General features: G+C 69.4%; 29 protein-coding genes and 1 rRNA gene. 16 read left to right on the forward strand and 14 right to left on the reverse strand.

All coding sequences use genetic code 11. The annotated features are described in order from the left end of the window. Both rrf and ACIBHX_RS15950 read left to right on the forward strand, forming a co-directional pair. Window positions 1-88: ribosomal RNA gene (gene rrf, locus ACIBHX_RS15945) — 5S ribosomal RNA — on the forward strand; the annotation flags it as partial. A 236-nt stretch (window positions 89-324) separates the two neighbouring features. Continuing rightward, a complete protein-coding gene (locus ACIBHX_RS15950) occupies window positions 325-867 on the forward strand; it encodes a YciI family protein (protein WP_397067828.1) in 543 nt (180 codons plus the stop codon). A 773-nt stretch (window positions 868-1,640) separates the two neighbouring features. Here the strand turns inward: ACIBHX_RS15950 and ACIBHX_RS15955 are convergent. Next, a complete protein-coding gene (locus ACIBHX_RS15955; RefSeq protein WP_397067829.1) occupies window positions 1,641-2,096 on the reverse strand; it encodes an Lrp/AsnC family transcriptional regulator in 456 nt (151 codons plus the stop codon). A 272-nt stretch (window positions 2,097-2,368) separates the two neighbouring features. Between ACIBHX_RS15955 and ACIBHX_RS15960 the strand changes: the two genes are divergently transcribed. Both ACIBHX_RS15960 and ACIBHX_RS15965 read left to right on the forward strand, forming a co-directional pair. Further along, window positions 2,369-3,256, forward strand: coding sequence for a phenylalanine 4-monooxygenase (locus tag ACIBHX_RS15960; protein ID WP_397067830.1), 888 nt, complete (start codon window positions 2,369-2,371; stop codon window positions 3,254-3,256). A gap of 56 nt (window positions 3,257-3,312) precedes the next feature. After that, window positions 3,313-4,254, forward strand: a complete 942-nt coding sequence (locus ACIBHX_RS15965; protein WP_397067831.1) for a serine hydrolase — start codon at window positions 3,313-3,315, stop codon at window positions 4,252-4,254. Here the strand turns inward: ACIBHX_RS15965 and ACIBHX_RS15970 are convergent. From ACIBHX_RS15970 to pstS, 5 genes are read right to left on the reverse strand one after another with little or no spacing between them, the layout of a single operon-like run. Then, the gene (locus ACIBHX_RS15970; protein WP_397067832.1) at window positions 4,223-4,933 is read right to left on the reverse strand and encodes a response regulator transcription factor; all 711 of its coding nucleotides are present in this window, start codon (window positions 4,931-4,933) and stop codon (window positions 4,223-4,225) included. The two genes, ACIBHX_RS15965 and ACIBHX_RS15970, sit on opposite strands and share 32 nt — an antisense overlap. Next, window positions 4,933-5,709: a phosphate ABC transporter ATP-binding protein PstB gene (pstB, locus tag ACIBHX_RS15975; protein WP_397067833.1), complete on the reverse strand. Its 777-nt coding sequence runs from the start codon at window positions 5,707-5,709 to the stop codon at window positions 4,933-4,935. The genes ACIBHX_RS15970 and pstB overlap by 1 nt, the downstream gene beginning before the upstream one ends. Window positions 5,710-5,725: 16 nt before the next feature. After that, window positions 5,726-6,601 carry a phosphate ABC transporter permease PstA gene (gene pstA / locus ACIBHX_RS15980; protein ID WP_397067834.1) on the reverse strand — a complete coding sequence of 292 codons (876 nt, stop codon included), beginning with the start codon at window positions 6,599-6,601 and terminating at the stop codon, window positions 5,726-5,728. Next, the gene (gene pstC / locus ACIBHX_RS15985) at window positions 6,598-7,578 is read right to left on the reverse strand and encodes a phosphate ABC transporter permease subunit PstC (RefSeq protein ID WP_397067835.1); all 981 of its coding nucleotides are present in this window, start codon (window positions 7,576-7,578) and stop codon (window positions 6,598-6,600) included. The genes pstA and pstC overlap by 4 nt, the downstream gene beginning before the upstream one ends. Before the next feature lie 6 nt (window positions 7,579-7,584). Further along, window positions 7,585-8,685, reverse strand: a complete 1,101-nt coding sequence (gene pstS / locus ACIBHX_RS15990) for a phosphate ABC transporter substrate-binding protein PstS (RefSeq protein ID WP_397067836.1) — start codon at window positions 8,683-8,685, stop codon at window positions 7,585-7,587. A gap of 120 nt (window positions 8,686-8,805) precedes the next feature. Between pstS and ACIBHX_RS15995 the strand changes: the two genes are divergently transcribed. Beyond that, the gene (locus ACIBHX_RS15995) at window positions 8,806-9,243 is read left to right on the forward strand and encodes a low molecular weight protein-tyrosine-phosphatase (RefSeq protein ID WP_397067837.1); all 438 of its coding nucleotides are present in this window, start codon (window positions 8,806-8,808) and stop codon (window positions 9,241-9,243) included. Further along, complete coding sequence (locus ACIBHX_RS16000; protein ID WP_397067838.1) at window positions 9,230-10,009, forward strand: fructosamine kinase family protein; 780 nt, start codon at window positions 9,230-9,232, stop codon at window positions 10,007-10,009. Before ACIBHX_RS15995 ends, ACIBHX_RS16000 begins: the two co-directional genes overlap by 14 nt. Here ACIBHX_RS16000 and hisN read toward each other — a convergent pair. Next, window positions 10,004-10,816 carry a histidinol-phosphatase gene (gene hisN / locus ACIBHX_RS16005; RefSeq protein ID WP_397067839.1) on the reverse strand — a complete coding sequence of 271 codons (813 nt, stop codon included), beginning with the start codon at window positions 10,814-10,816 and terminating at the stop codon, window positions 10,004-10,006. The genes ACIBHX_RS16000 and hisN overlap by 6 nt on opposite strands. A gap of 56 nt (window positions 10,817-10,872) precedes the next feature. Here hisN and ACIBHX_RS16010 point away from each other — a divergent pair, with 56 nt between their 5' ends. Beyond that, window positions 10,873-11,313 carry a DUF4442 domain-containing protein gene (locus ACIBHX_RS16010; RefSeq protein WP_397067840.1) on the forward strand — a complete coding sequence of 147 codons (441 nt, stop codon included), beginning with the start codon at window positions 10,873-10,875 and terminating at the stop codon, window positions 11,311-11,313. A gap of 234 nt (window positions 11,314-11,547) precedes the next feature. Here the strand turns inward: ACIBHX_RS16010 and rsgA are convergent, their stop codons facing one another. From rsgA to ACIBHX_RS16025, 3 genes are read right to left on the reverse strand one after another with little or no spacing between them, the layout of a single operon-like run. Beyond that, window positions 11,548-12,564, reverse strand: a complete 1,017-nt coding sequence (rsgA, locus tag ACIBHX_RS16015; RefSeq protein ID WP_397068323.1) for a ribosome small subunit-dependent GTPase A — start codon at window positions 12,562-12,564, stop codon at window positions 11,548-11,550. Then, window positions 12,561-13,835 (reverse strand): 3-phosphoshikimate 1-carboxyvinyltransferase, encoded by a 1,275-nt coding sequence (gene aroA, locus ACIBHX_RS16020; RefSeq protein WP_397067841.1) that lies wholly within the window; start codon window positions 13,833-13,835, stop codon window positions 12,561-12,563. The genes rsgA and aroA overlap by 4 nt, the downstream gene beginning before the upstream one ends. Before the next feature lie 21 nt (window positions 13,836-13,856). Beyond that, window positions 13,857-14,498 carry a Uma2 family endonuclease gene (locus ACIBHX_RS16025; RefSeq protein ID WP_397067842.1) on the reverse strand — a complete coding sequence of 214 codons (642 nt, stop codon included), beginning with the start codon at window positions 14,496-14,498 and terminating at the stop codon, window positions 13,857-13,859. Window positions 14,499-14,593: 95 nt separating this feature from the next. Between ACIBHX_RS16025 and ACIBHX_RS16030 the strand changes: the two genes are divergently transcribed. After that, window positions 14,594-15,340, forward strand: a complete 747-nt coding sequence (locus ACIBHX_RS16030; protein WP_397067843.1) for an SOS response-associated peptidase — start codon at window positions 14,594-14,596, stop codon at window positions 15,338-15,340. Window positions 15,341-15,495: 155 nt separating this feature from the next. Then, window positions 15,496-15,828 carry a TraR/DksA family transcriptional regulator gene (locus tag ACIBHX_RS16035; RefSeq protein ID WP_397067844.1) on the forward strand — a complete coding sequence of 111 codons (333 nt, stop codon included), beginning with the start codon at window positions 15,496-15,498 and terminating at the stop codon, window positions 15,826-15,828. A gap of 6 nt (window positions 15,829-15,834) precedes the next feature. On the opposite strand, the gene ACIBHX_RS16040 is transcribed toward ACIBHX_RS16035, so the two are convergent. After that, window positions 15,835-16,575, reverse strand: coding sequence for a class I SAM-dependent methyltransferase (locus ACIBHX_RS16040; RefSeq protein WP_397067845.1), 741 nt, complete (start codon window positions 16,573-16,575; stop codon window positions 15,835-15,837). Between the two features lie 311 nt (window positions 16,576-16,886). Between ACIBHX_RS16040 and ACIBHX_RS16045 the strand changes: the two genes are divergently transcribed. The 6 genes from ACIBHX_RS16045 to ACIBHX_RS16070 all read left to right on the forward strand — a co-directional run bounded on the left by ACIBHX_RS16045 (window position 16,887) and on the right by ACIBHX_RS16070 (window position 22,055). Continuing rightward, window positions 16,887-17,492 (forward strand): sigma-70 family RNA polymerase sigma factor, encoded by a 606-nt coding sequence (locus ACIBHX_RS16045; RefSeq protein WP_397068324.1) that lies wholly within the window; start codon window positions 16,887-16,889, stop codon window positions 17,490-17,492. After that, the gene (gene rsrA / locus ACIBHX_RS16050) at window positions 17,489-17,755 is read left to right on the forward strand and encodes a mycothiol system anti-sigma-R factor (RefSeq protein ID WP_397067846.1); all 267 of its coding nucleotides are present in this window, start codon (window positions 17,489-17,491) and stop codon (window positions 17,753-17,755) included. Before ACIBHX_RS16045 ends, rsrA begins: the two co-directional genes overlap by 4 nt. A gap of 9 nt (window positions 17,756-17,764) precedes the next feature. Next, the gene (locus ACIBHX_RS16055; protein WP_397067847.1) at window positions 17,765-18,703 is read left to right on the forward strand and encodes an NAD-dependent epimerase/dehydratase family protein; all 939 of its coding nucleotides are present in this window, start codon (window positions 17,765-17,767) and stop codon (window positions 18,701-18,703) included. Window positions 18,704-18,936: 233 nt separating this feature from the next. Continuing rightward, window positions 18,937-20,289 carry an HD-GYP domain-containing protein gene (locus tag ACIBHX_RS16060; RefSeq protein ID WP_397067848.1) on the forward strand — a complete coding sequence of 451 codons (1,353 nt, stop codon included), beginning with the start codon at window positions 18,937-18,939 and terminating at the stop codon, window positions 20,287-20,289. 55 nt (window positions 20,290-20,344) lie between these two features. Further along, window positions 20,345-21,604, forward strand: coding sequence for an HD-GYP domain-containing protein (locus ACIBHX_RS16065; RefSeq protein ID WP_397067849.1), 1,260 nt, complete (start codon window positions 20,345-20,347; stop codon window positions 21,602-21,604). A 238-nt stretch (window positions 21,605-21,842) separates the two neighbouring features. Continuing rightward, window positions 21,843-22,055, forward strand: coding sequence for a biotin/lipoyl-binding carrier protein (locus ACIBHX_RS16070; RefSeq protein ID WP_397067850.1), 213 nt, complete (start codon window positions 21,843-21,845; stop codon window positions 22,053-22,055). Here ACIBHX_RS16070 and ACIBHX_RS16075 read toward each other — a convergent pair. Continuing rightward, entirely contained in the window at window positions 22,045-22,425 is a 381-nt protein-coding gene (locus ACIBHX_RS16075) for a thioesterase family protein (RefSeq protein ID WP_397067851.1), read from the reverse strand. The two genes, ACIBHX_RS16070 and ACIBHX_RS16075, sit on opposite strands and share 11 nt — an antisense overlap. Window positions 22,426-22,642: 217 nt before the next feature. Here ACIBHX_RS16075 and ACIBHX_RS16080 point away from each other — a divergent pair, with 217 nt between their 5' ends. Next, window positions 22,643-24,241, forward strand: a complete 1,599-nt coding sequence (locus ACIBHX_RS16080) for a protein kinase (RefSeq protein ID WP_397067852.1) — start codon at window positions 22,643-22,645, stop codon at window positions 24,239-24,241. Here ACIBHX_RS16080 and ACIBHX_RS16085 read toward each other — a convergent pair. Together ACIBHX_RS16085 and ACIBHX_RS16090 are read right to left on the reverse strand one after the other, a co-directional pair. Beyond that, a complete protein-coding gene (locus ACIBHX_RS16085; protein ID WP_397067853.1) occupies window positions 24,238-25,875 on the reverse strand; it encodes an acetolactate synthase in 1,638 nt (545 codons plus the stop codon). The two genes, ACIBHX_RS16080 and ACIBHX_RS16085, sit on opposite strands and share 4 nt — an antisense overlap. Window positions 25,876-25,891: 16 nt before the next feature. Then, entirely contained in the window at window positions 25,892-26,677 is a 786-nt protein-coding gene (locus ACIBHX_RS16090; RefSeq protein ID WP_397067854.1) for an SAM-dependent methyltransferase, read from the reverse strand. Window positions 26,678-26,712: the final 35 nt, after the last annotated feature.

A 26,712-nucleotide genomic window follows, 5' to 3' on the forward strand; every position in this document is an offset into this window, starting at 1 on the left:
CGGTTACATTCCGAACCCGGAAGTTAAGCTTCCCAGCGCCGATGGTACTGCACTCGGGAGGGTGTGGGAGAGTAGGTCGCCGCCGCACAAATATTACTGGAAAGGCCCATCCCGGGTTCGGGGTGGGCCTTTCCGCATTTCCAGGGCTGTCCACGGTGTGGGCGGCCCCTTTTCGCGTTTCAGAGGGGCTATCCCGCATCTCGGGGTGGCCCCTTTTCGTGTTTCTAGGGGTGCTGCTTCTGGACTCTGGGGACGTGAGGCTGGAGCTGGTCAGGAGGGGGTCGCCGTCACGATCGTCTAGGCTGAGCGACCGTGCAGTATTTCGTGTACGGCCGCGACCGTCCTGGCGCCTTCGGGCTCAAGGTGAGCCTGAAGGACGAGCACTGGTCCTTCATGGATGGGTACGGGGAGCTGCTGATCGCTCGCGGTCCCACGCTGACCGGCGATGGCGACGAGGTCGAGTCGACGGGCAGCCTGCACATCGTTGACCTTCCGGACGTGGAAGCCGCCCGCACCTTCGCCTATGAAGAGCCGTACTACCGCGCTGGCGCCTTCGAGTCGGTGCTGCTGTGCCGCTTTCACAATGTCCTGGGCCGCACCATGTGGGATTTCACCGATGCTGTCGACGGTTACGGCCGGTTCCTGGTGATCACCATGGACGACTCCGTCGCCGCGCCGGTCACGTCGAAACACGTGATCGTGTACGGCGAGCTGCTCGCCCTCGATGGCGAGGCGCGGCTCGGCCGGGTGGCACTGGTAGAAGCGCCGGACCAGGAAGCCGCCGCGACGCTGCTGCCGCCCAGCGGCGACGGTCATACAGAGGTCCACCCCTGGCGCTTCGGCGGCAGACCCACCCAGCACCACTAGCCTCCGCGGCACGAAAGCGCGCCTGGTGGCTTAGCCATCCCGACAGTGGGGTGGCTTGCTGCTTTCAGGGGCTGTTCACGGTGCGGGTGCCCCTTGCAGTGTGGGGCGCTTTGCCGAGCTCTCCATCCGTGCGGCCGTCGCTTTTCTGAGGGATTCGTCGCCGCGTCGTGAGTGCTGCGTTCTGCAAGCACGCGTGTCTCGCAAGTGGAACGTATCGCCGGGCCCACGCCGGTCACGCGTGCGTCCCGGGGATGTGAACGTAGCACTGGGACCACGCCGGTTACGCGTGCGTGCCGCGGATGTGAACGTAGCACTGGGACCACGCCGGTCACGCGCGCGTCTCGCGGATGTGAACGTATCGCTGGCGGCGTCGGTCGAGCCTGTGCGTATCGCGTTGGCTCGCTGCCTCGGGCCAGGGCGTCGGTTGCTTCCGGCACCCCGGCCCTGCTCCGGGTCTGGGTGTTGGTTCCTGGCGGCACTCGGCTCGGTTGCACACCGCGTTACACGGTGAGGAGGCCCCAGTAGGCGGCCCATGGGATGAATGCCAGGGTGGCCGTGGTGAGGAGGGCTTGCCGTACAGCGTCCTGGGAGTGTCGCTGGCGGAGGGTGAGGGTGGTGCCGGCGGCGATGGTGGTTACGGCGAGGAGTTGGAGGAGGAGCCACAGGGGCGGGCGGCCGAGGATGGTCGGGCCGACTGTGGTTGCGCCGGTGGCGACTATCCAGAAGAGGTATGTGAGGGTGCTTCTGGTGGTTCAGAACGTCAGGCGGCGGGGCTAGTCGCGCGAGAGCAGGAGAGGCTCGACGCGGTAGGGGACCTGGGTGGACAGCGCGATCGTGGTGTCCGTGCGCTGCACCGCAGGCGAGGCCAGGACCCTGGCGATCACCTCCTGCAGGTGATCGGTGCTGCGCGCCACCACCCGGCACAGCAGGTCGTACTGCCCGCTCGTCCCGTGCACCTCGAGGATCTGAGGTACGGCACGCAGCGCCTCGACCGACTCGGTCAGCCGCCCCTGGGCGATCTGCAGCGAGATGAACGCCATGATCGGATAGCCGGCGTCGGCCGTGGATATGGTGGGCCCGAAATCCACGATGACGCCCCGAGCCGTGAGCTTCTCCACGCGGGCCTGCACGGTGCCCCTGGCGACGCCGAGCAGGCGGGCCAGCTCGGTCAGCCCGATGCGCGGATGCGCCCGCATGGTCGTCAGCAACCTGGCGTCGAGCTCGTCCACGGTGTCCCTCCCGAACGCGAAACCGATCAACGGCGGCGGCCCCGGCCGTGACACCGAGCCGACGGCCTCGACCGGCGAACGGCCGGGCAAAGGCACGAACGCCCAGGCAGAGGCATGATGCCGCCTGGTCGACGCGGTCGTTTGGAGCCACGTGATTGCGACTGGTCGATCCGACCAGTCATAGGCACCAAGAGCCATACCAGACTTAGCGTATCGCGCAGTAGAACTGCGCGCTCTTGCCAGCGAATCGCGAATTTGCTGTCATCTTGGACATGTTCGAGGAAGCGCAGTACTTCGCCCCGGTGGAGAGCCGGAGCGATGGGTCGGTCGTGGTGGAATTGGCCGCCTCGCACCCCGGTTTCGCTGACCCGGTGTACCGGGAGCGGCGCAACGCGATCGCCGGGCTGGCGGTCAACCACCGGCGCGGCGAGCCGATCCCGGCGGCCGAGTACACGGAGCGCGAGCACGGTATCTGGTCGCTGGTCACCAAGGAGCTGGCGATCAAGCACGCGATTTACGCCACGGCCGAATATCGGCACGGGGCCGCGCGGCTGGGGCTGCCGGAGGATCGGATCCCGCAGCTCGAGGAGGTCAGCCGGTTGCTGGAGCCGCTGACCGGGTTCCGCTACCTGCCGGCCGCCGGGCTGGTGCCGCTGCGGGACTTCTACGGCGTGCTCGCCGACGGATATTTCCACTCAACGCAGTACATTCGGCACCATTCCGTGCCTTTCTATACGCCGGAGCCCGACGTCATCCATGAGGTGATCGGGCATGCCAATGCGCTGGCCAGCGATCGCTATGCCGCGCTCTACCACCTGGCCGGGGAAGCGGCGCGCAGGGTGGAAAGCGACGAGGCGCTGGAGTTCGTCTCGAAGATCTTCTGGTTCACCCTGGAGTTCGGGGTGATGGCCGAGAAGGGCGAGCTCATGGCCTACGGCGCCGGAATCCTGTCGTCCTACGGCGAGATCGAGGAGTTCCGCGGGATGGACATCCGCCCGCTCGATCTGGGGGCCATGGGCACTACCCACTACGACATCACGAAATATCAGGACGTGTTGTTCCGGGCCGACTCGTTGGAGCACCTGGAAGACGTCGTCGGCGATTTCTGGGCAACCTGCGACGACGACACCATCGCCAAACTGGCTCACTCCAGCACCTAGCGCCTCATCCCGATTTTTCGCAATAATTCGCGAAAAATCTCGGAAAGGGCGACGGCTTGTTACCTCGATGGATCACGGCGGTCGCCCTCGTGCTGTCCCTCACGTCCTGCACGACCGAGGCGCAAGCCGACCATCCCAGAGCGCACCAGAGTACGGCCGGCCACACGGAACCCGTCACGGCGGGCCGCAACCCCACGGAGCCCACCAGGGCCGGCCGTACCGCCTCCGTGGCCGCCACCACGGCCGGCCGTACGAAGCCGATCGACTCCAAGGCCGTCAGCAAGCGCCTCGACCACTACCTGGCGGGGCGCCCCGGCCCGGTCACCGCCGTGGTCAAGGATCTGACGACCGGCCGCGTCTACCGCTACCACCGCCACCAGGTCATGATCACCGCGAGCACCGCCAAGGTGCAGATCCTGATGGCCCTGCTGCTCAAGACCCCGTGGCGCAAGCTGTCCAAGGCCACCAGGCATGACGCCGACCTGATGATCCGCTTCAGCGACAACGAGGCCGCCGACCGCCTCTGGCTGAAGATCGGCGGCGCGGGCGCGTTCACCAGGGCGGGCAGGAAGTTCGGCCTGCGCCACACGCAGGGCATCCCGGGCGACTGCCTCGACCTGTACTGCTGGGGCATCACCAGGACCACCGCCGGCGACCAGGTCCGCCTCATGCACCAGCTGGTGTCGGACCGCAGCCCGCTGCGGGCCAAGGACCGCGCCCAGGTGCTCAGGCTGATGGGCAAGGTCACCAAGAGCCAGGCCTGGGGCATCAGCGAGGCCGCGTGCCGCGGCGAGCACGTGGCGCTCAAGAACGGCTGGCTCAAGCGCGTGTCGAACAAGCACTGGGCCGTGGTGAGCGCCGGGCTGATCCGCGGCCACGGTCACGTCTACGCGGTGGCCGTCCTCACCGAGGGAAGCGCCGAGGTCGGACACGGGATCGCGACCGTGCAGGGGGTCGCCACCCGCGTCATGAAGGCGTTCCGGAAGTGCCGGGGCTGACCAGGCGGTAGCCGACGCCGCGCACGGTCTGGATGAGCTGGTCCTCGTCGTCGCCCAAGCGCGCGCGCAGCCGCTTGACGTGCACCGCGATCGTGTTCGTCGAGGTGCTGGCGGCCGCGTGCCAGACGTGGCGCATGATCTGCTCGCGCGTGACCGTCCTGTCGGTGTTGCGCATCAGGTAGTGCAGCAGCTCGAACTCGCGCAACGGCAGGTGCACCACCCGCCCCTCCACCCGGACCTGGTAGGCCTGCACGTCCAGCTCGACCTCGCCCACCGACAGCACCTTGCGCGCCTCCGGCGAGGCCGCCTGGATGAACGGCAGCAGCTCGGGCACCCGGTACGGCCGGGCAACGCAGGCGGCGGCCCCGGCGGCGAGCGCCTGGACCGCCTGCTCCGCGTGCCCCTCGCCGACTCCCAGCAGCACGGGCACGGCCCGCGACAGCCGTACCGCGCGGACGAACTCGATCGGGTCGATGACCGGCAGCGTGGCCGAGACGAGCACCACGTCCGGCCGGAGGGCACCGGCCTGCAGCAGTCCCTGGGCGCCGTCGGACACGCCGGTGACGGCGACGCCCTCACCTTCCAGAGCGGTCGCGACATCGGCCACCACGGCCGTGTCGGGGTCGGCGATGAGCAGCACCGGCTTGCTCCTCGTCTCCCCGTTGACCTGGTCGAACATCAGCCGAAGCGCCCGGTGATGTAGTCCTCGGTCGCCTTCTGGGACGGATTGGTGAACATGCGGGACGTCTCATCCATCTCGACGACCTTGCCGGGCTTGCCCTGCTCGGCGAGGTTGAAGAACGCGGTCCGGTCGCTGACGCGAGCGGCCTGCTGCATGTTGTGCGTGACGATGACGATCGTGTAGTCGTCCTTGAGCTTGACCATCAGGTCCTCGATGGCCAGCGTCGAGATCGGGTCGAGCGCCGAGCACGGCTCGTCCATGAGCAGTACCTGCGGCTCGACCGCGATCGCCCGCGCGATGCACAGGCGCTGCTGCTGGCCGCCCGACAGACCGGCGCCGGGCTTGTTGAGCCGGTCCTTGACCTCGTTCCAGAGGTTGGCGCCCTTCAGCGACTGCTCGACGACGCCGTCCGTGTGGGACTTGGATCGGCGGCCGTTGAGGCGGAGCCCCGCGGCCACGTTCTCGTAGATCGACATGGTCGGGAACGGGTTGGGCCGCTGGAAGACCATCCCGATGCTGCGCCGTACCGAGACAGGCTCGACGGTGGGCGCGTACAGGTCCTCCCCGTCGAGCAGCACCTTGCCCTCGACCCGCGCGCCCGGGATGACCTCGTGCATCCGGTTGAGCGTGCGCAGGAACGTGGACTTGCCGCACCCGGACGGCCCGATGAAGGCCGTGATCGAGCGCGGCTCGATGGTCATCGAGACGTCCTCGATGGCCTTGTGCGATCCGTAGTAGGCGTCGAGCCCGGATACCTGGATCTGCTTGGACATTGCTGCGGATACCCCCTTATCGGCCCTTGGCGGGGGCTCGCCACCAGGCGATGGCCCGCGCCGCCAGGTTGAGCAGCATGACGATCACGATGAGGACGAGAGCCCCTGTCCAGGCCCGGTTGACGGCCAGGTCGCTGGGGCGTCCGGCCTGGTCGAACACGAAAAGGGGGAGATTCATCTGCGGCCCGTTGAACGGGTCGGTGTTGATGGAGTCGGTGAAGAACACGGTCAGCAGCACCGGCGCGGTCTCGCCGGCGACGCGGGCGATGGCCAGCATGACGCCGGTGATGATGCCGGTCAGCGCGGTCGGCAGCACGACCTTCAGGATGGTGCGCCACTTGGCCACACCCAGCGCGTAGGCGGCCTCGCGCAGGTCGTTGGGCACCAGGCGGAGCATCTCCTCGGCGGCTCTGACCACGGTCGGCATCATCAGGATCGACAACGCCATCGCCCCGGCCCATCCCGAGTACGGCTGCTTCAGGAACAGGATCCAGAACGCCAGGATGAACAGGCCCGCCACGATCGACGGGATGCCGGTCATGACGTCGACGAAGAAGCTGATGGTACGGCTCAGCCGCCCGCCCCTGCCGTACTCCACCAGGTAGATCGCGGTGAGCAACCCGATCGGGATGGAGATGAGGGAGGCGAGCAGCACCTGCTCGAGCGTGCCGATGATGGCGTGGTAGGCGCCGCCGCCGGCGTCCCTGGCGCCGATGTTGCGGTAGGAGTGGGTCAGGAACTCCATGTCGAGGCGGGCCAGGCCGTTCTTGATCACCAGCCAGAGCACGGAGATCAGGGGGACCACGGCCAGCGCGAAGGCCAGGTAGACCAGCCCCTGGACGATGCGGTTCTTCACGCGCCGCCCGGTGGAGATGTGCTGAAGAGCTGTCATGCTCCACTCCTCGCGTACTCCTTGCGGCGGTTGATGATGAACCGCGCGGCCATGTTCACCAGCAACGTGATCACGAACAGCACCAGGCCGGAGGCGATCAGGGCGCCGCGCCCGATCGGGGTGGCCTCGCCGAAGCCGTTGGCGATGTTGGCGGCGATGCTGTTGGCGTGGGGGGTCAGGATCTGGATGGAGATGTCAAAGGTGGCCGGGAAGATCAGCGCCACCGCGATCGTCTCGCCCATCGCCCTGCCGAGGCCGAGCATCGCCGCGCTGATCACGCCGGGACGGCCGAACGGCAGCACGGCCATCCGGATCATCTCCCAGCGGGTCGCGCCGAGGGCGAGCGCCGCCTCCTCGTTCATCTTGGGGGTCTGGAGGAAGACCTCGCGGGAGATGGCCGCGATGATCGGGAGGATCATGATGGCCAGCACGATCCCGCCGGCCAGCATCGTCTTCCCGCCGATCGCGCCTTCACCGGAGAAGAAGGGGAACCAGCCCAGGTGCTCGTTCAGCCACTGTGAGGGGGTCTTGAGCAGCGGCACCAGGAAGGCCACGCCCCACAGGCCGTAGACCACGGAGGGGACCGCGGCCAGGAGGTCGACCAGGTAGCCGAGAGGACCCGCAACGCGCCTGGGGGCGTAGTGGGAGATGAACAGCGCCACGCCGATGGCGATCGGCGTGGCGATGATCAGGGCGAGGGCCGAGCTGAGGACGGTGCCGAAGGCCAGGGCGGCGATGCCGAAGACCCCGGTGCTGTTCGGCTGCCAGGTCAGCTCGGTGAAGAAGTTCCCCTTGTTGTCCCGCAGAGCCGGGATCGCCTCGCTGATGAGGAACACGGCGATGGCCGCCATGATCGCCAGGAGAACGACGCCCGCACCCGTGGACAGGAAGCGGAAGGCACCCTCACCTCGGGTGCCGCGCGAGGCGGACCGGTGCGTGACCGGTCCGCCTCCACGTGTTCTGACGTTGGTCGTCATGACGTCCTAGGAGATGGCGCTGACGGCGGTACGGACCTTGGCGAGCAGGTCTCCGGTGAGCGGGGCGTAGCCCAGGTCCTTCAGCGAGGCCTGGCCCTCGTCACTGGAGGTGTAGGTGAGGAAGTCCTTGACCAGCTTGGCCTGGTCGGCCGGCAGGCCCTTCTCACAGGTGATCTCGTAGGTCACCAGGACGATCGGGTAGGCGCCCGCCGTCTTGGTGGCGTAGTCGATGCCCAGCTTGAGGTCGTTGCCGGAGCCCTTGACCTCGGCGGTCTCGATCGTCTTGGCGGCGCTGTCGGCGTTCAGCTCGACGAACTCACCCGAGCCGTTGGCGACCTTGGCCTTCTGCAGCTGCGAGTTCTCGGCGAAGGAGAGCTCGACGTAGCTGATGGCGCCTTCGGTGCTCTTCACCGACGAGGCGATGCCGTCGGAGCCCTTGGCGCCCTGGCCCTTGGCCTCGGCCGGCCAGGCCTTGGCGGGCTCGTACGGCCAGCCGGCGGTGGCCTTGAGGAACTTGGTGAAGTTGTCGCTGGTGCCCGACTCGTCGGCGCGGTGGAAGGCCTGGATCGGGGTCGAGGGCAGCTTGGCCTGCGGGTTGTCGGCCTTGATCGCGGCGTCGTCCCACTTGGTGATCTTGCCGTTGAAGATGTCGCCGATCGTCTGCGGCTTGAGCTGCAGGCCGTCCACGCCGGGCACGTTGTAGACGACGGCGATCGGGCCGGTCACCATCGGGATGTTGATGGCCTTGCCGGTCTTGCAGCGCGCGTCGGCCTGGGCGGGCTCACCCTTGTCGTCCTTGAGGGCCGAGTCGGAACCCGCGAAGGCGATCGTGCCCTGGATGAAGGCCTGGACGCCGGCGCCGGAGCCGCTCGGCTGGTAGTTCAGGCTGACCCCGGGGTTCTTGGCCTGGAAGTCCTTCTTCCACTGGTCGATCGCGTTGGCCTGGGCCGAGGAGCCGGCGGCGTTGATCGAGCCCCCGGTGCCTGCGTCGTTGCCCGAAGCGGTCGCGGCGGTGGTGCTGCCTCCGCCATTGTTGTCTGTGCCGCACGCAGCGAGCGAGAGCGCGCCGACTACGGCGACGGCGGCGAGCCGGCCTGCATACTTCACGGTTGGGTTCCTCCCACTTGGTCCTTAGTCGCCATGAAGCTATGCAGCGAAAGTGACTCAAACCCCCCAACAAGGGTGAACGTTCGGTGAACGCGCCAGGTCACCCTCATGATGGTGTCCATGACCTATCGCGTATGCCTGGTGTGCATGGGAAACATCTGCCGCTCCCCGATGGCCGAGGTGGTGCTGCGCAGGAAACTCGCGGACCACGGGCTTGCCGAGCGGGTGAGCGTGGAGAGCGCGGGGACCGGCGGGTGGCACGCGGGTGAACCCATGGATCCCAGGGCGCTCCGGACGCTCAAGGCTCATGGATACGACGGAAGCGCCCATCGAGCCAAACAGTTCACTTTCGACGACTATGACCTTGTTCTCGCCATGGACCGGGACAATCTTCGCTCTCTCCGTGGTGCCCGGCTCTTCCGTGAGTTCGACCCGGCGGCGCCGGCAGGGGCCGAGGTGCCCGATCCCTACTACGACGGGTCCTTCGACCGCGTGCTGACCATGGTCGAGGCCGCCGCCGAGGGCCTGGCCAAGCACCTGGCCGATGAGATCGGTTGAGGACCTGGGCTCGTCGCACGGCTGGCGGCTCTCGCGGGCCGTGCTGGACGACGGGCGCCAGGTCTTCGTCAAGAGCGGCGCCGACTTCACCTCCGAGGCCGCCGGGCTGCGCTGGCTCGGGCAGTCGGGCGTGCCGGTCCCCGAGGTGATCTCGGTCGGTGAGGACCGGCTCGTGCTCGAGTGGGTCTCCGAGGAGCGGCCCACGCCGCAGGCCGCCGAGCGGTTCGGCCGCGACCTGGCCAGGATGCACCGCGCCGAGGCCCAGGCCTTCGGCGCTCCCTGGCCCGGGTTCATCGCCGAACTGCCGATGGACAACTCACCCGCCGACGACTGGCCGACGTTCTACGCCACCCGCCGCGTGCTGCCCTTCGTACGGCAGGCCGGGCTGCCCTCGCGCGACATGCGGCAGATCGACCGGGCGGTGGACCGCTTCGCGGAGGTCGCGGGACCCGCCGAGCCGCCCGCCCGCATCCACGGCGACCTGTGGAGCGGCAACGTGCTGTGGTCAGGCGGCGCGGGGGTGCTCATCGATCCGGCCGCGCACGGCGGTCACAGGGAGACCGACCTGGCGATGCTGGCGCTGTTCGGCGCGCCGCACCTGGACCGGATACTCGGCGCCTACCGGGAGGAGTTCCTGCCGGCCGACGGGTGGCGCGAGCGCGTACCGCTGCACCAACTGCATCCGCTGCTGGTGCACGTGGTCCTCTTTGGCGGCTCCTACCGCGACAGCCTGATGGCGGCGGTCGGCAGGGTGCTGGCGCTATGAGTTATTGAGGCGCTTGAGCACCTCGTCGTGCAGGGTGCCGTTGCTGCAGACCAGGCTGCCGCCCTCCAGGCTCGGGACCCCGGCCAGGTCGGTCCAGACGCCGCCCGCCTCCTCGACGATGACCGTCAGCGCTGCCATGTCCCAGGGGGACAGTTCCGGCTCGGCGGACAGGTCGGCCGCGCCCTCGGCCACCATCATGTGGGACCAGAAATCGCCGTATCCCCGGCTGCGCCAGCAATTGCGCGACAAATCCAGGAAGTTCGACAGCCGCCCGGCCTTTTCCCATTCTTCGATGTCGGAGAAGGAGAACGACGCGTCGCTGAGCGTCGACACCTGCGACACCTGCATCCGGCTGGCCTTGGTCAGGCTCTTGCCCGTCCACGCGCCGCCCTCGGTGGCCGCCCACCAGCGCCGCCCGAGCGCCGGAGCCGACACCAGGCCCACGACGACCTTGCCGTACTCCATCAGCGCGATCAGCGTCGCCCACACGGGCACACCGCGCACGTAGTTCTTGGTGCCGTCGATCGGGTCGATGATCCACGACCTGGCGCCCCACCCGGTCCTGCCGAACTCCTCGCCGACCACGGCGTCGCGCGGCCTGGCCCGCCGCAGCGTGCCGCGGATGGCCTCCTCGACAGCACGGTCGGCGTCGCTGACAGGAGTCAGGTCGGGCTTGGTCTCGACCTTGAGGTCGACCGCCTTGAACCGCCGCATGGTCAGATCGTCGGCGGCGTCCGCCATGACGTGAGCCAGGCGCAGATCGTCGTTATAACCCGTCACGAGGAGCCACGCTACCGCGTCAGGCATGACTTACATCAGTCGCGTTTTTCAATCGATGGTTACTCGCCAGTAGCATGTGCCTCATGTCATTTGATGTCGGTGCTTTCCTGCTCGAGAGCGTGCCTTTCGCTCGTACCGTCGGCGTCGAGTTCGACAAGGTCGAGGACGGCTACGCTGCCTGCCGCCTGCCCGACCGCCCCGAACTGCACAATCACGTGGCGGGGCCGCACGCGGGCGCGCTGTTCACGCTGGCGGAGTCGGCCTCGGGGGCGGCAATGCTGTCGGCGCTGGGCGACCTGCTGGCGCGCGCGGTGCCGCTGACCAGGTCGGCCACGGTCGAGTATCACAAGTTCGCCCAGGGCGACATCCGGGCCGAGGCCCGCCTGCAGGCCACCCGCGACGAGATCGTCGCCCAGCTGGACGCGGGCAAGCGCCCCGAATTCCCCGTGACGGTCACCCTGACCAATGCCGACGGCCTGACCGTTTCTGAAGTCACCGTCATCTGGACGCTCAAGGCTTCTTGATGCTGTACGGCGGGCCGCCCCACCGGCCGCCCGCCGCACTTCGGCTGAGGGCCCGCGGGCGGCGCTTCCGGCGAGTCGGTGCCGCGTGCCCGCCGCCACGGCGCCTCGGGACGCGGGCACCGTGGCTCGTAACGGTGCTCAGCCCCGCATCACCGGAGGAGCGTCTCCCTGGACAGGGCCCGGCCCCGTGCGGTGGGTGGCGTGGGGGCGGCTTGCCGTACGAGGAGCGAGCTTTCAAGAAGGCTCATCAGCGCCCCCCTCGCGGGAGGACAGCAGGCGGCGCAGGGAGAGCAGGCGGGCCTGGCTCTCGTGGCCGGCGGCGACCCAGGCGTCGAGGGCGCAGCCTTCGGTGAGGTGGGTGCAGCCCTTGGGGCAGTTGACCGCGCCCTCGTTGAGCTCGGGGAAGGCCGCCAGGACCGTCTCCAGATGGATGTGGGCCAAGCCGAAGCTGCGCACCCCGGGCGTGTCGATGATCCACCCGCCGGCCGGCAGCTCCAGCGCGACCGCCGAGGTGGAGGTGTGGCGGCCGCGGCCGGTGACGGCGTTGACCTGGGCGACGGCGCGGTTGGCGTCCGGCACGAGCGCGTTGACCAGCGTGGACTTGCCCACGCCCGAGTGGCCGACCATGACGCTGATGCGTCCGGCGAGGTGGTCGCGCAGCTCGTCGAGCGAGCTGCCCTTGTGCACCACCACGTACGGCACGCCCAGCGGCTCGTAGTGCGCCACCAGCTCGTCAGGCGGGGCCAGGTCGGACTTGGTCAGGCACAGCAGCGGCTCGATCTCGGCGTCGAAGGCCGCCACCAGGATGCGGTCGATCATGCGCGGCCTGGGCGGCGGATCGGCCAGCGCGGTGACGATGACCAGCTGCTCGGCGTTGGCCACGACAGGGCGCTCGATGCCGTCGGTGTCCTCGGTGTCGTCGGCGGAACGGCGCAGCATCGAGGTGCGCGGCTCGACCCGGACCACCCTCGCCAGCGCGTCAGGAGCGCCGGACACGTCGCCTACCAGCGCCACCCTGTCGCCCACCACGATGCCCTTGCGGCCCAGCTCCCTGGCCTTCATCGCGACGACGAACCGGGGCTTCTCGCGCCGGCCCGGCGGGTTGACCACGGAGGTGTAGCGGCCGCGATCGACGGCGACCACGAACCCCTCCACCGCGTCCTCATGGGCAGGACGGATCCGGGTCCGCGGCCGCGACCCCTTGCCCGGCCGGACCCGTACGTCGTCCTCGTCGTACTCCCGCTTTCTCAGCGGCCTACCCCCAGCATCTCCGCCCACATCCGGTCGAACTCCGGCAGGGTCTTACCCGTCGTGGCGATGTTCTCCACCTCGACCCCGGGCACGGCCAGTCCGATCACCGCGCCGGCGGTGGCCATCCGGTGGTCGTCGTAGCTGTGGAAGACGCCGCCGTGCAGCGGCCTGGGCCGGACGACGAGCCCGTCGTCGGTCTCCTCGGCGTCGCCGCCCAGCCGGTTGATCTCGGTGACCAGCGCGGCGATCCGGTCGGTCTCGTGGCCGCGGATGTGCGCCACGCCCCTGACCCGGGTCGGGCTCTTGGCCAGCGTGGCCAGCGCGGCGATCGTGGGCACCAGCTCCGACTCGTCCCGCAGGTCCACGTCGACGCCCTCGATCGTGCCCGCTCCTGCTCCCGCTCCCGTGACGATCAGGTCGCTGCCGTCGAAAGCCACGCGCGCCCCCATACCGGCGAGCAGGCTCCGCAGGGCGTCGCCTCCCTGTGTGGTCTCCCGCGGCCAGTCGGGGATCGTGACGCTGCCCCCGGTGACCAGCGCGGCGGCCAGGAACGGCGCGGCGTTGGACAGGTCGGGCTCGACGACCAGGTCGCGCGCCGCGATCGGCCCCGGCTCCACCCGCCACACGTCGGGCTCGGCGTCGTCCACCCTCACCCCGGCCGCCCGCAGCATGTGCACGGTCATCTTGATGTGCGGCTGCGAGGGCACCGGCGGGCCCACGTGGCGGATCGTCACGCCCTTCTCGAAGCGCGGCGCGGTCAGCAGCAGCCCCGACACGAACTGCGACGAGCCGGAGGCGTCCAGCGTCACCTCGCCGCCGGTCAGCGGCCCGCGGATGGTGAACGGCAGCGCGTCGTTGTCGATCCTGGCGCCCAGCGCCCGCAGCCCGTCCAGGATCGGGCCCATCGGGCGCTTCCTGGCGTGCGGGTCGCCGTCGAAGAACACCTCGCCGTCGGCCAGCGCGGCCATCGGCGGGACGAACCGCATCACCGTGCCCGCCAGCCCCACGTCGATCCGCCCGCCGCCGGCGATCGGCCCTGGCGTCACGTGGTAGTCGCCGTCGCGCTCCTCCAGCCCGGCGCCCAGGGTCTGCAGCGCGGCCACCATCAGGTCGGCGTCACGGCTCCGCAACGCCCGCCGTACCACGCCCGGGCCGTCGGCGAGCGCGGCGAGCAGCAGCGCGCGGTTGGTCACCGACTTCGAACCGGGCAGCTGAACGACGGCCTCGACAGGAGCGGTCGCGACCGGAGCGGGCCAGTGCTGAGAGGGCATGCCCCAAAGCCTACCGGCGGGTCAGAGGAAGACCGATGTGTCCAGCAGGAAGTCGACGGGGGCGGGGATGTGGATCTCCTTGCCCATGGCGACCGTGGTGGAGACGGTGTACTGGCCTTCCTTGGGCTCGCTGAACACCGTGACGGCCTGCGGGTCCGCGATGGGATCCACCAGCAGGTAGATCGGGATTCGGGCACTGGCGTAGATATCGGGTTTGTGTGTGCGGTCGTCGGCCATGCTGCTCCTGGAGACGATCTCGCCGACCATGATGACGCCACTGGCGAAGATCTCCCGCTCTCCCCACGTGGGGGCATCAGGTGGGGCGATCACAAGATCTGGCTCGTAGGGCTCCCTCGTCCCATCGAGACAGATGCTGACGCCCGGATACGCCACCCAGCCATGCTCCGTGGCGATGGGAAGGAGCTTGGCGTAGAGGTGGCCGGAGACCCGCTGGTGCAGGGGGGTGGGGGAGGGGCTCACGATCAGCCTTTCGTTGATGATCTCGATGCGGAGCTTGGTGTGGTCGGCGAGGAAGTCGTAGACCTGGCGCAGGGTCGTGAGCTCCGCCTCACCCCGGTCGGCGGGGGGTGTAGTCGTCGCGGACACCTCCGGCTGGGGGTCCGGAGTGGGGCAGGCATGCGTCTTGCGTGAGGCTGCAACCATGGCGGCCGTTTCCCTTCGTGACCGAGATGACACGCTGAGTATCTCAGGGTTGACTCGTACATGCATGCGAAAGCTTGGCGTGGCACAGTGGCGATATGTGCGGCAGATACGCGTCGGCGAGGAAGAAGCACGAACTGCTCGAGGAGTTCCAGGTCGAGCAGGACGGTGACCCGGACAAGGAGCTGGGCCCCGACTACAACGTGGCGCCGACCAAGAACGTCTACGCGGTGCTGAGCCGCGTCCCTGAGAGTGCCGAGCGGGGCGTCAGGCAGCTCAGGATCCTCAAGTGGGGACTGGTGCCCGCCTGGGCCAAGGACCCCTCGGTGGGCTCACGGATGATCAACGCGAGGGCGGAGACGCTCGCCGAGAAGCCCTCCTTCAGAAGCGCGTTCGCCAAGCGCAGATGCCTGCTGCCTGCCGACGGATACTTCGAGTGGATGCCGGTCGAGGGCGACAAGAAGAAGAAACAGCCCTACTTCATCCACCCCGAGGACGGCGGCGTGCTGGCGATGGCGGGGCTGTACGAGTTCTGGAAGGACCCCACCCGCGACGACGACGACCCGCTGAAGTGGCTGGTGACCTGCACGGTCATCACCACCGACGCCGAGGACGACCTGGGGCACATCCACGACAGGATGCCCATGATGATCGAGCGCGAACGCTGGGCGGAGTGGCTCGACCCGCAGATGACCGACACCAAGACCGCCTCCGGCCTGCTGGTTCCCGCGCAGTCGGGCAGGCTGACGGCCGTCCCGGTCTCGACCGAGGTCAACAGCGTGCGCAACAACGGGCCCGAGCTGATCGAACCTCTTCCTGACGGAGAGGGAGACGGGCTCTTCTAGACAGGTGTAAGAAGCACGCTAAGTGGGCATCCGGTGAGGAAAGCGATGTATCCGTGTACTCGGAGTCACCGCCGAACATGCCCCCTCATGCGCCGCGCGGGACTGCCGGGGAGACCCGTCGCGGGTTGCCCTTGCTTACCCGGAGGTGCGGATTCGTGGACGACACGACCGCTCGTGAGCGGCTGCAATGCATGCTCACCGACGTGGAGCGATCGATCGGAGTGCTGAGCGGCGACCCGGTCGCCGTCCGCGACAGGTCGGCCGCCGACGCGGGAGCCGACCTCACCGACGCCGACCGCGTGGAGGCGATGCTGGCGGTGGCCAGCGCCCACCGCCGGCAGGTGCTCGACGCGCTCAAACGCCTCGACGAGGGCACCTACGGGCAGTGCGTCGACTGCGGCAAGCCGGTCCCCGAGGGCAGGCTCGAGGCCCGCCCCGAGGCGGCCCGTTGCGTCCAGTGTCAGTCCAAGCTGGAGCGCCGCCGCTGACCCCGGTCAGGTCTTGCGGGCGCTGGCCAGCAGGTGGATGCCGACCGTGTCGTTGTCGTCGGGACGCGCCTCAAGCTCGGTGCGCACCAGGTAGGCCAGCGCCCTGGCGTCGCTGGCCAGGATGTGGTCGACGGTGGACGGCGACAGCACCGTGCGCGGCCGCATCCACTCCACCTCCAGTCCCGCGCCCATCAGCAGCTCGCGCAGCTGCCCGCTGCTGAAGCAGCGCGTGATGCTGCCGTCGGGCCAGGGCACCAGCATGACCTCGCCGGTCTGCGTCAGGTGCTGCCACTGCCCCTGCTCGGCCAGGATGGCCATGCCCAGCACCAGCGAGTCGACGCAGACCAGCGCCCGCCCGCCGGGCCGCAGCACCCGGGCCACGTCGCTCATCGCGGATTCGGCCATCAGCTCGATGGACATCGCCCGTTCCTCGGCGACCACCGCGTCCACACACTCGTCGGGAAGGAAGGCCAGGTCGTCGGCGCGCACCTGGCGGACGCGGTCGGCGTCGCGCAATCGGGCGTGCACGTCGAGGGTCCTGCGGAAGTCGAGTACTTCCAGCACCCGGTGCCCGGCCCTGGCGGCATGGGCCGACCACCGGCCGCGGCCGCCGGAGAGATCGAGGATGACGGAGGGGCTGCCGGGGAGCCACTGGCTCAACTGTTCGGCGACGACTGCGCGGTAGAAGGTCCAGTACGGCCCGAGCGTCCCCGAGCCGTTCAGTTCCTCGGCCGGAATGGGCAGCACACGCGACTCCTGGGTTCCGGGAAATGGCTACCAGCCGGTACGTATGGCTTTCCCCGCACCGGGTCGTTCGTCACCTTCTATCTTGCGGGAACAGACGAGAGTGCGGGTGTGTTGCGACGAGCATGCTCGCTGTTGCTGATGGTCGCGACCGCTACGGCGCTCGTTGGCATTACTCCGCTCGCTCTCTCCCGCCGAGCTCCTTCGCTCGGATGCTGAAGCCCATCCCCGGTGACCTGCCGGACGTTGACGAGCGGGTATTCTCCCCTGAGTACGGTGTACCGCCACAGCCGGCCACCGGTGATCATAGGGGGGTGGGTCCGGTGCCCGCGACAGGCACGGAGACTCTGGAGCAGCGCGGTGAGCGGTTCGAGCGTGAAGCGATGCCTTACCTCGAGCAGCTCTACTCGGCCGCGCTCCGGATGACCCGGAACCCCGCGGATGCGGAGGACCTGCTACAGGAGACCTTCGCCAAGGCGTTCGCGTCGTTCCACCAGTTCCAGGAAGGTACGAACCTCAAGGCGTGGCTCTACCGCATCCTGACCAACACGTTCATCAACAGCTACCGCAAGAAGCAGCGTGAGCCCAAGCAGTCGGGCACCGAGGAGATCGAGGACTGGCAGCTGGCCAGGGCCGAGTCGCACCAGTCGAGCGGCCTGAAGTCGGCCGAGGTCGAGGCGCTCGAGCACCTGCCCGACGGCGACATCAAGGAGGCGCTCGCCGCGCTTCCCGAGGAGTTCAGGATCGCGGTCTATCTGGCCGACGTCGAGGGCTTCCCGTACAAAGAGATCGCCGACATCATGGGCACTCCGATCGGTACGGTGATGTCGAGGCTGCATCGCGGCCGCCGGCAGTTGCGTACGCACCTTGAGGACTATGCTCGCGAGCGTGGCCTGGTCCCGGCGGAGGGATCGAAATGAGCTGTGGAAACCCGCACGACACCGACTGTCGTGACGTACTCGAGAGGGTCTACTCCTACCTCGACGGGGAGCTCGGCGAGGCCGACATCGTCGCCATCCGGGTCCACCTCGACGAGTGCAGCCCGTGCCTGAAGGAATACGACCTGGACAAGGCGATCAAGCAGCTGGTCGCCAAACACTGCGGCTGCGACCCGGTCCCGGGTGACCTGCGTTCCAAGGTGCTGGCCCGCATCGCTCAAGTGAGGTCGGAGCTCTCCGACTAGGATTCCCCCATGCGCGTGCTCGTCACCGGGGGTGCCGGCTTCATCGGTTCGAACCTCGTCGACCGAATGCTGCTCGAAGGGCACGAGGTCGTCGCGGTCGACGACCTGTCCACAGGCAGCAGAGACAACCTGACCCAGGCCGCCGAGCACGACGCCTTCCGGCTGCGCGAGCTGGACATCCGCGATCCCGCGCTGATCGGGCTGGCCGCCGAGCTGCAGCCGGAGGTCATCGTCCACCTGGCGGCGCAGATCAGCGTCCGCAAGAGCGTCATGGACCCGGTGCACGATGCCAGGATCAACGTGGAGGGCACCGCCTCGGTGCTGACCGCCGCCCGCGAGGGCAGCACCCGCAAGGTCGTCTTCGCCTCCTCCGTCGCGGTGTACGGCAGGCCGGCCACGATCCCGGTGCCGAGCGACGCCGCCACCGATCCCCGCTCGCCGTACGCGGCCTCCAAGCTCAGCGGCGAGACCTACCTGGCGACCTTCCGCGCGCTGTACGGGCTGGAGTACACCACGCTGGTGCTGTCCAACGTCTACGGCCCGCGCCAGTCGCCCGAGGGCGAGGCCGGGGTGGTGGCCATCTTCACCGACGGGCTGCTGAGCGGCACGCCGACCGTGCTCTACGGCGACGGCACCCAGACCCGCGACTACGTCTACGTCGACGACGTGGTCGACGGCTTCGTCAAGGCGTCCGGCCAGGCGGGCAACGGCATGCGCTTCAACCTCGGCACCGGCCTCCAGACCACCGACCGCAGGCTGCACGCGCTGATCGCCGACGCCGCCGATGCGCCGGACAAGCCGGGCTTCGCACAGCCGCGACTGGGCGACCTGCCCGCGATGGCCGTCGACCCGGTGCCCGCCTTCGAAGGGCTGGGCTGGCAGCCGCGCACCGATCTGTCGACCGGTCTGCGGGCCACGGTCGAGTGGGCGCGAGGTCGCCGCAGGTAGTGGCTTGATTACGCTTTGCTTGCGATTCCCGAGTCCGCCCTTCTGGACACCTCGACTTCTGTAGCGTGACCCACATACGTCAGACGTGGAGGCGAGTGGATGTTGAAAGTGATGGCCGCGAGGCTGATCACGGCGTTCGCGGTGATCGCTCCTGTGGTGCTGCTTGTTGGCGGCGGCGGGTTCGCGCTGCCCCCCGGGGTGTCCTGGACCTGACCAACCCGTAGGGGGCCGCAATGCGTGATCTGCCGTGGCCGGCGAAGCTCTACCTGGTCGCCGTCATAGCCGCGGCGGCCGCACTCATCGGGCACAGCGTGCTCACCGACGGGCTGGTGTCGTCGGAGACCCTGGGTATCCTGCTGGTGCTCGCGCTGCTGTTCCTGGTGTGCGAGTCGATGCCGACGCTGCTCAACGTGGAGCAGTTCGCCGTGTCGGTGAGCTTCTCCGCCGCGCTGGCGGCCGTCGTGCTCATCGGGCCCGAGGGCGCCGCGCTGGTGGGCCTGACGGCGATGATCAGCGTGCGGCCCGGGCTGCCGCTCATCAAGCGGCTGTTCAACGGGGCCCAGTTCGCCATCTGCGGCTACGCGGCCGGGTGGGTCTACCAGTGGCTCGGCGGGGTCACCGGCGTGCCCAAGGTCAACGCCTTCGACGACCTCATCGGGCCCTACGCCGCCGCCACGGCGGTGTTCGTCCCGCTGAACATCCTGCTCACGCTCACCATGATCTGGCTGGCCACCCGGGTGCGGGCGATGGAGGTGCCGCTGCGCGGCATGGCCCAGTTCCTGCTGTCGTACCTGGGCTACGGCACGTTCGGGCTGCTGGTGGCCGGGCTGTGGGCGACCGTGCAGTCGATCTCGGCGGTGCTGGTGCTGCTGCCGCTGTTCGTGGCGCGCTGGGCGCTGGGGCAGTACCACGCCCAGCAGAAGTCCTACGACGCCACGATCGCCGCGCTGGCCCAGGCCGTGGAGACCAAGGACTACTACACCCGCGGCCACTGCAGGCGCGTCTCGCTGGCCTCCGGAATGATCGCTCAGGAGATCGGTATGGGCCTGGAGCGGCTGCGCGCCATCCGCTACGCCGGGATGCTGCACGACGTGGGCAAGCTCGGCGTGCCCACCAAGGTGCTGCAGAAGGAGGGGCCGCTCACCGAGGAGGAGTTCGCCGCCATCCAGCTGCACCCGATGCGCGGGCTGGAGATCGTGCGCGGCATCGACTTCCTCGACGAAGCCTTCGCCGGGATCATGCACCACCATGAGCGGCACGACGGCAAGGGCTACCCGATGGGGCTGGCGGGTGACGAGATCCCGGAGTTCGCCAGGATCATCGCGGTGGCCGACGCCTTCGACTCGATGACCTCCGACCGCTCCTACCGCGGCGCCCGCCCGGTCGAGGTGGCCGTGGGGGAGCTGCACAAGGGCGCCGGCAGCCAGTTCGACCCGGAGATGGTCAACGCCTTCGTCAAGGCGCTCGAACACAGTCCGTGGCAGCCGCCCCGCCCGGTCGAGCCGCCGCCCGCCGGGGCCACCCAGACCACCACCAAGGACCATGACGACCCCACCATGCCCATCGAAGTGGTGAGCGGCCCGTGAGCGAGCCAACCACCGGACACCCTGACATGCCCTCAAGCGGAGCTGAGGGCATGTCATGAGCTTTCAGGGCCTCGACTCGGGACAGTTGCTGCTCATCTCCGGCGCCGGGCTGGTCGCCGTGGCCGGCGTCGCGCACACCGCCGCCGTCGGGCTCGACCACCCGGAGATCGCCGTCGGGTTCGGCGCGCTCATCGCGGTGGGCGAGCTGGCCAGGCTCACCATGCCGGGCAACCGCGAGGTCGCGCCCATCGGCGCCGCCGCCGCGCTCGGCTACACGCTGCTGCTCGACCTCAGCCAGAACCAGCTGGACCACACCGCGCTGCAGGTCGTGGCCGTCATCGCCGTGGGCATGATCGCCGGAGCGCTGCCGCACCTGGCGGTCGGCCGGCCGCCCCGGCTGGACGCCATGGCCCGCCGCCTGCTCACCGGCGCGCTGCTGGCCTTCGCCTTCCGGCCGCTGGCAGGCCCGCTCTACCGCCTCACGCAGGGGCCCGAGCCGACCTGGTGGCCCGCGCTGGGCGTCATGGTGGCGCTCATCACCATCACTCTGTTCGTCGACGTGCTCATCGCCGCGTTACTGCGGTCGGAACAGGTCCGCACGGCCTTCAGAGTGGCCATCCGCGACGAGCTCAACATGGCCTTCCCGCTGGGCGCCGCGGTGGCCGCCTCGGGCGTGCTGCTCGCGCTGGCCACCCACAGCATGGACCTGGTCGCGCTGCTCGTGTTCGCCGCGCCGCTGCTGGTCACGCAGGTCGCCTTCCGCAAGTACGCCGGGATCCGCGCCACCTACCTGCAGACGGTGCGCGCTCTGTCGCGGGTCACCGAGGTGGGCGGCTACGTCGAGCCCGGCCACTCGCGCCGGGTCAGCCGCCTGGCGGTGGCGGTCGGGCGGGAGCTGGGCATGTCCGAGCCTGAGCTGCTCGAGCTGGAGTACGCCGCGCTCATGCACGACATCGGCCAGCTGTCCCTGCGCGACCCCATCCCCGGAGGGGCCACCGTGCTGACCGACCCCGAGCAGGCGCGCCGCATCGCCGAGCTGGGTGCGGAGGTCATCAAGCAGACCGGCGTCCTGGACCGGGTCGCCGACGTGGTGCGTCGCCAGACCGACTGCATCGCCGACGAGCCGCCGCTGTCCAGCCGCATCATCAAGGCCGCCAACGGCTACGACGACCTGGTCGGCGGCTCCACCGACCGCGACCGCGCCGGCGCCGCCATGGAGCGCCTGCGCCTGGGCTCCGGCACGGAGTACGACCCCGCCGTCATCAGCTCCATGGCGCGCGTGGTCGACCGGCTGGCCCTTTCCCACAAGCTCTGAATTTCCTGTACGGTAGGCCACCCCACCCGCCGCCCGCCGTACTGCGGCTGAGGGCCCGTGAGCGGCGCTTCCGGCGAGTCGGTGACGGTTGCCCGCCGCCACGACTCCGCTGTGGGCCGTGGAGGTGGTCTTCGAGAGCAATCTGCCGTTCTGCGTGGAATGAGTTCGTCAGCGGCGGCTGCGTCACGGGCCTGGTCGACCCGTGACATTGTTAGCTCATCGGAAGAGAGGAGCCCAGGTGGCCGAGGTGCGCGCGGAGATGGTGGCCAGCGTCTGGAGGGTCGTCGTCCAGGAGGGCGACACCGTGTCCGACGGTGACACCCTGGTCATCCTGGAGTCCATGAAGATGGAGATCCCGGTCCTCACCGAGGACGACGGTGTGGTGGCGCAGCTCAAGGTGGCCGAGGGAGACGTGATCCAGGAAGGCGACCTGATCGCCGTCATCGAGTAGCGCGCGCCAGGAACCGATCACGGTCGACCAGCATGCGCTCGATCGTCCCCCGGCCGACGACCTGGCTGCGGTCACGCGCCTGGAAGGCGAAGACCAGCCGCCGCCCGTCCACCTCGGTCAGCTCGGTGGTGATCTCGACGTGCGTGCCGAGCGGGCTGGGCGCCAGGTGCTCCAGCTGGACCCGGGTGCCGACCGAGGTCGTGCCGGGCTCCAGGTGCGGGCGCAGCGCCTGGACGGTGGTCATCTCGGCCAGTGCGAGCAGCCGCGGCGTGGCCAGGACGGGGACGTCGCCGCTGCCGATCTTCTGCGCGGTGTCCTCCCGCTCGACCATGATGAGCAGCCTGGCGTTGAGACCGGGAGCGATCGTCATATGGCCAGCCTAGTAGGCGGGTGGCTGATCTCCGGGAAACGCGGACAACACGCCTCAGGAGGCCGCAGGATAGGGTTTGTACCGCTTGTGGCATTTGAGAGGCGTGTGGGACACGTGAGTCAGACTTCCGTGACCTGGACGTTATCGGACCGCGACGCAGGTGCGCTTTGTTGGAGAACCCTGGGGTGGGGAGAGGTAGAGGGGTAGCGGGGGAATCATGACGGCCCAAGGGACGACGCTGGCGGGGCGGTATCGCCTGGACACCCGCATCGGCGCCGGAGGCATGGGCGAGGTGTGGCGAGGCGAAGACATCGTGCTGGCCCGCACCGTCGCCATCAAGGTGCTGCTCCCTGGGCGCATGGACGACCCGGGATTCGTGGCCCGCTTCCAGGGCGAGGCCCGCGCCATGGCCACGATCAACCACGCGGGCGTCGTCGACGTCTACGACTACGGGATCAGCGGCGACACCGTCTACCTGGTGATGAAGTTCGTGGACGGCGAGCCGCTCGACCGGCTGCTGGCCCGCCTGGGCAGGATCGCGCCGCAGCCCGCGATGCAGTTGATCGCGCAGGCCGCCTCGGCTCTGCAGGCCGTTCACGACCAGGGCATCGTGCACCGCGACGTCAAGCCGGGCAACCTGCTGGTCCAGCGCGACGGCACGCTGGTGCTCACCGACTTCGGCATCGCCCGCTCCGACCTGGCCAACCGGCTCACCGACGCGGGCATGGTGCTGGGCACCGCCGCCTACTGCGCGCCCGAGCAGGCCGAGGGCGCGCCCGTCACGCCCGCCGTGGACATCTACGCACTCGGCGTGGTCGCCTACGAGTGCCTGGTCGGCCAGCGCCCTTTCGATGGCGACAGCGCCGTGACGATCGCGCTGAAGCACATCCGTGAGTCTCCGCCGCCACTGCCCGCCGAGATCCCCGCGCCCGTGCGCGCCCTGGTCGACAAGGCCCTGTCCAAGGACCCCGCCAGGCGCTTCCCGACCGCGCGGGCGATGAGCGAGACCGCCAAGCAGATCGCCGCCGGCGAGGTGCCCGCCTTCGAGTCGTTGAGCACGGGCGCCACGATGGTGCCCCCGGTCGAGGCCTACCAGACCGGCGCCCACCAGGCCGGCGCTCACCAGGCCGGTATTCAGCAGACCGGCGCTCACCAGACCGCGCCCGAGGCGCCGCCCACCGAGGCCCGGCCCAGGGCGGGCCGCCGGGCCGCCGCCAAGTCCAGCCGCAGGGGCGGCCTGGTGGCGGGCATCGCCGCCGCGGTCGTGCTCGGCGTGGGCGCGGGCGCCGTTGCGCTGACCGGCATGACCAGCAAGGGCACCCCCCAGCCCACGATGTCGACCAGCGACGCGGCCAACTCCGACACCATGCCCTCGCCGATCGACCCGCCGTCGACCACCAGGCCCAGGCCGCGCCACACGCCGACCACCAAGCCGCCGCAGCAGCGCATCACCCCCACCGCCAAGCCGGTGACCACGAAGAAGACGCCGACCGCCACGGCGTCTCCCACGAAGACGCCGACGAAGACGCCCTCGGCCACGCCGTCCAAGAGCGTCCAGAAGAAGGCGGTCCCGCACGTGGTCAACCTGCCGCTGCTCGAGGCCAGGCAGATGGTGCTGGACGCGGGCTTCGTCCTGCGGGTCGACAACCAGGCGGGACCGAACGTGCCTGACCGCTGCAAGATCATCGGTCAGACGTTCCCCGACGGCGGCACCATGTGGGAGGAGGGCAAGACGGTCACCGTGGTGGCCATCAGGGCCGACACCTGTCCGACCCCGACGCCCACCAACACGGTGACCAACACGCTGAAGCCCTAGACCCCCGTGGTGTTGCGGGGGTAGGCGACCTGCGGGTCCGTCGCGATGTTCACCATGTACGGCACGCCGCTGTCGAAGGCGCGCCGCAGCGCGGGACCGATCTCCGACGGCTTGGTCACCAGCTCGCCCCCGCCGCCCAGCGCGGTCACGACCTGGTCGTAGCGGCACTGCGGCTGCAGCTCGGCGGCCACGTCGTAGCCGTACAGCAGCTGCATCGGGTGCTTCTCCAGGCCCCAGATCCCGTTGTTGCCGCAGATCATGACGACCGGGAGGCCGTGCCGTACCAGGGAGTCCACGTCCATCAGCGAGAAGCCGGCGGCCCCGTCACCCAGCAGCAGCACCACCTGGGACGACGGCCTGGCCAGGCGGGCGGCGATGGAGTAGCCGAGGCCGGTGCCCAGGCAGCCGTAGGGGCCGGGGTCGAGCCAGTTGCCGGGCTGTTTGGGCTCGACGTACTTGCCGGCGTAGGAGACGAAGTCGCCGCCGTCGCCGATGACCACGGCGTCGTCGGCGAGGACCCTGCCCAGCTCGCCGTAGATGCGCATGGGGTGGATCGGGTCGGACTCGGCGGCCAGCAGGTCGGCGTCGCCGGCGATGGCGGCCGCGGCCGTGTCGGCGAGCTTGGACACCCACGGGGCGTACTTCGCGGGGTCCACGGAGTTCTCGCCGCAGGCCGTACCGAGGCTCCAGAGGACCACCGACAGGTCGCCCGCGGCGGTGGCGGCGGGCCGCATGTGCGTGGCCAGCTGCGAGGGAGCGTCGGCGATGTGCACGACGCGGGCCAGGGGAGCGCCGTCCTTGCCCCCGAACCACCCGTAGCCGAGCCGGAAGTCGAGCGGGGTGCCGATCACGACGACCAGGTCGGCCTGGGCGAAGGCCTGGCCGCGGGCGCGGGTGACGAGCAGCTCGTGGCCGGCGGGCAGGATGCCGCGGCCCTGGCCGTTCGGGATGACCGGCAGCCGCCAGGCCTCGGCGAAGTCGCGGGCGGCCTCCTCGGCGCGGTCCATCCACACGTCTGAGCCGTACACCAGCACCGGCCGCTCGGCCTCGGCCAGCAGCCGGGCGACGGCCGCGATGTCGTCGGGGTCGGGCTCCAGCGGTGAGGGCGTCTGGATGGCCGCCTGGTGCTCGGCCGCGGGGCCGAACAGGTCGTCCATGTAGAAGTCGACGAACACCGGGCCGCGGTGCGGCGCGATGGCCGTGCGGAAGGCGGACTCCACGTCCTGGCCGACCGAGTCGGCGGTGAACGACAGCTTGGTGATGGGCTCGAGCAGCGGTGGGTGGTCCAGCTCCTGCAGCGCGCCGCTGCCCCAGCGCGATTTGGGCGCGCGGCCGCCCATGACGACCACGGGCGAGCCGTTGAAGTGGGCGGTGGCCACGCCGCTGACCCCGTTGGTGATGCCGGGGCCGGCGGTGAGCACGGCCAGGCCCGGTTTCCTGGTCAGTCTGGCCGTGGCCTCCGCCGCGAAGACGGCGCTCTGCTCGTGGCGCACGTCGAGGATGCGCATCCCCTCGTGCACCGCGCCGTCGTAGAGCGGGAAGACGTGCCCTCCCGAGAGTGTGAACATGGTCTCGACGCCGTAGGCCTTGGACACGGCGACCGCCGCGTCTCCTGCGTGCTTCGCGGATTCCATGCCGGGAACCTACAACCTACGGCTTGCGACCGACAGCTCCGAAGCCGTCCACCTGCGCCGGCGTCCCCACGCCTTCGGGCCGCCACTGCGACACCGAGACCAGGCCGGGCTCCACGAGCTCCAGGCCCTCGAAGAAGCCACCGATCTGCTCGGGGCTGCGCTGGATGTAGGGCAGCGCGCCGCTCTGGTTGTACTGGTCGTGGGCGTCCCTGTTGGCCTGGCTGAGCACGTTGGTGCCGTCATTGAGCGCCAGGTAGCTGCCGGAGGGCAGCGCGTCGAGCAACTGCCGCACGATCGCGCGCGCCTCGTCGTCGTCGACCACGTGGCCCATGATCCCTGACAGGTTGAGCGCGATGGGCCGGGAGAAGTCGAGCGTCTTGGCCGCGACCTGGAGGATCGTCTCGGGGTCGCGCACGTCGGCGTCGATGTAGTCGGTGGCGCCCTCGTCGGTGCCCGCCAGCAGGGCGCGGGCGTGCGCGAGCACCAGTGGGTCGTTGTCGACGTAGACCACGCGCGTCTCGGGGGCGATGCGCTGGGCGATCTCGTGGGTGTTGTCGGCCGTCGGCAGGCCGGTGCCGACGTCCAGGAACTGCCTGATGCCCGCTTCGCCGGTCAGCCAGGTGATGGTCCGGGTGAGGAATCCGCGGGACGCGCGGGCGGCCTCGCGCATGCCGGGCGCGATCTTCAGGAACTCCTCACCGGCGATCCTGTCGACCTCGTAGTTGTCCTTGCCGCCGAGCCAGTAGTTCCAGATTCTGGCCGAATGCGGTACGGAGGTGTCGATGGCGCGTTCTTCGGCCATGGGGGCTCCTTTCGCCTCGAATCAGACTAGACGAT

Source organism: Nonomuraea sp. NPDC050536, from assembly GCF_044457685.1.
Taxonomy (GTDB): domain Bacteria; phylum Actinomycetota; class Actinomycetes; order Streptosporangiales; family Streptosporangiaceae; genus Nonomuraea.

Bases quoted from the DNA above. Each gene is read 5' to 3' on its own strand.
- ACIBHX_RS16025 (WP_397067842.1), bottom strand. From the start codon at position 14,498: ATGGTTGCAGCCTCACGCAAGACGCATGCCTGCCCCACTCCGGACCCC.
- ACIBHX_RS16000 (WP_397067838.1), top strand. From the start codon at position 9,230: ATGAGATCGGTTGAGGACCTGGGCTCGTCGCACGGCTGGCGGCTCTCG.
- ACIBHX_RS16085 (WP_397067853.1), bottom strand. From the start codon at position 25,875: ATGGAATCCGCGAAGCACGCAGGAGACGCGGCGGTCGCCGTGTCCAAG.
- ACIBHX_RS15970 (WP_397067832.1), bottom strand. From the start codon at position 4,933: ATGTTCGACCAGGTCAACGGGGAGACGAGGAGCAAGCCGGTGCTGCTC.
- pstC (WP_397067835.1), bottom strand. From the start codon at position 7,578: ATGACGACCAACGTCAGAACACGTGGAGGCGGACCGGTCACGCACCGG.
- pstB (WP_397067833.1), bottom strand. From the start codon at position 5,709: ATGTCCAAGCAGATCCAGGTATCCGGGCTCGACGCCTACTACGGATCG.
- ACIBHX_RS15995 (WP_397067837.1), top strand. From the start codon at position 8,806: ATGACCTATCGCGTATGCCTGGTGTGCATGGGAAACATCTGCCGCTCC.
- aroA (WP_397067841.1), bottom strand. From the start codon at position 13,835: ATGCCCTCTCAGCACTGGCCCGCTCCGGTCGCGACCGCTCCTGTCGAG.
- ACIBHX_RS16055 (WP_397067847.1), top strand. From the start codon at position 17,765: ATGCGCGTGCTCGTCACCGGGGGTGCCGGCTTCATCGGTTCGAACCTC.
- ACIBHX_RS16090 (WP_397067854.1), bottom strand. From the start codon at position 26,677: ATGGCCGAAGAACGCGCCATCGACACCTCCGTACCGCATTCGGCCAGA.
- ACIBHX_RS16080 (WP_397067852.1), top strand. From the start codon at position 22,643: ATGACGGCCCAAGGGACGACGCTGGCGGGGCGGTATCGCCTGGACACC.
- ACIBHX_RS16010 (WP_397067840.1), top strand. From the start codon at position 10,873: ATGTCATTTGATGTCGGTGCTTTCCTGCTCGAGAGCGTGCCTTTCGCT.
- ACIBHX_RS15960 (WP_397067830.1), top strand. From the start codon at position 2,369: ATGTTCGAGGAAGCGCAGTACTTCGCCCCGGTGGAGAGCCGGAGCGAT.
- pstA (WP_397067834.1), bottom strand. From the start codon at position 6,601: ATGACAGCTCTTCAGCACATCTCCACCGGGCGGCGCGTGAAGAACCGC.
- rsrA (WP_397067846.1), top strand. From the start codon at position 17,489: ATGAGCTGTGGAAACCCGCACGACACCGACTGTCGTGACGTACTCGAG.
- ACIBHX_RS16075 (WP_397067851.1), bottom strand. From the start codon at position 22,425: ATGACGATCGCTCCCGGTCTCAACGCCAGGCTGCTCATCATGGTCGAG.
- ACIBHX_RS16065 (WP_397067849.1), top strand. From the start codon at position 20,345: ATGAGCTTTCAGGGCCTCGACTCGGGACAGTTGCTGCTCATCTCCGGC.
- hisN (WP_397067839.1), bottom strand. From the start codon at position 10,816: ATGCCTGACGCGGTAGCGTGGCTCCTCGTGACGGGTTATAACGACGAT.
- ACIBHX_RS16030 (WP_397067843.1), top strand. From the start codon at position 14,594: ATGTGCGGCAGATACGCGTCGGCGAGGAAGAAGCACGAACTGCTCGAG.
- ACIBHX_RS16060 (WP_397067848.1), top strand. From the start codon at position 18,937: ATGCGTGATCTGCCGTGGCCGGCGAAGCTCTACCTGGTCGCCGTCATA.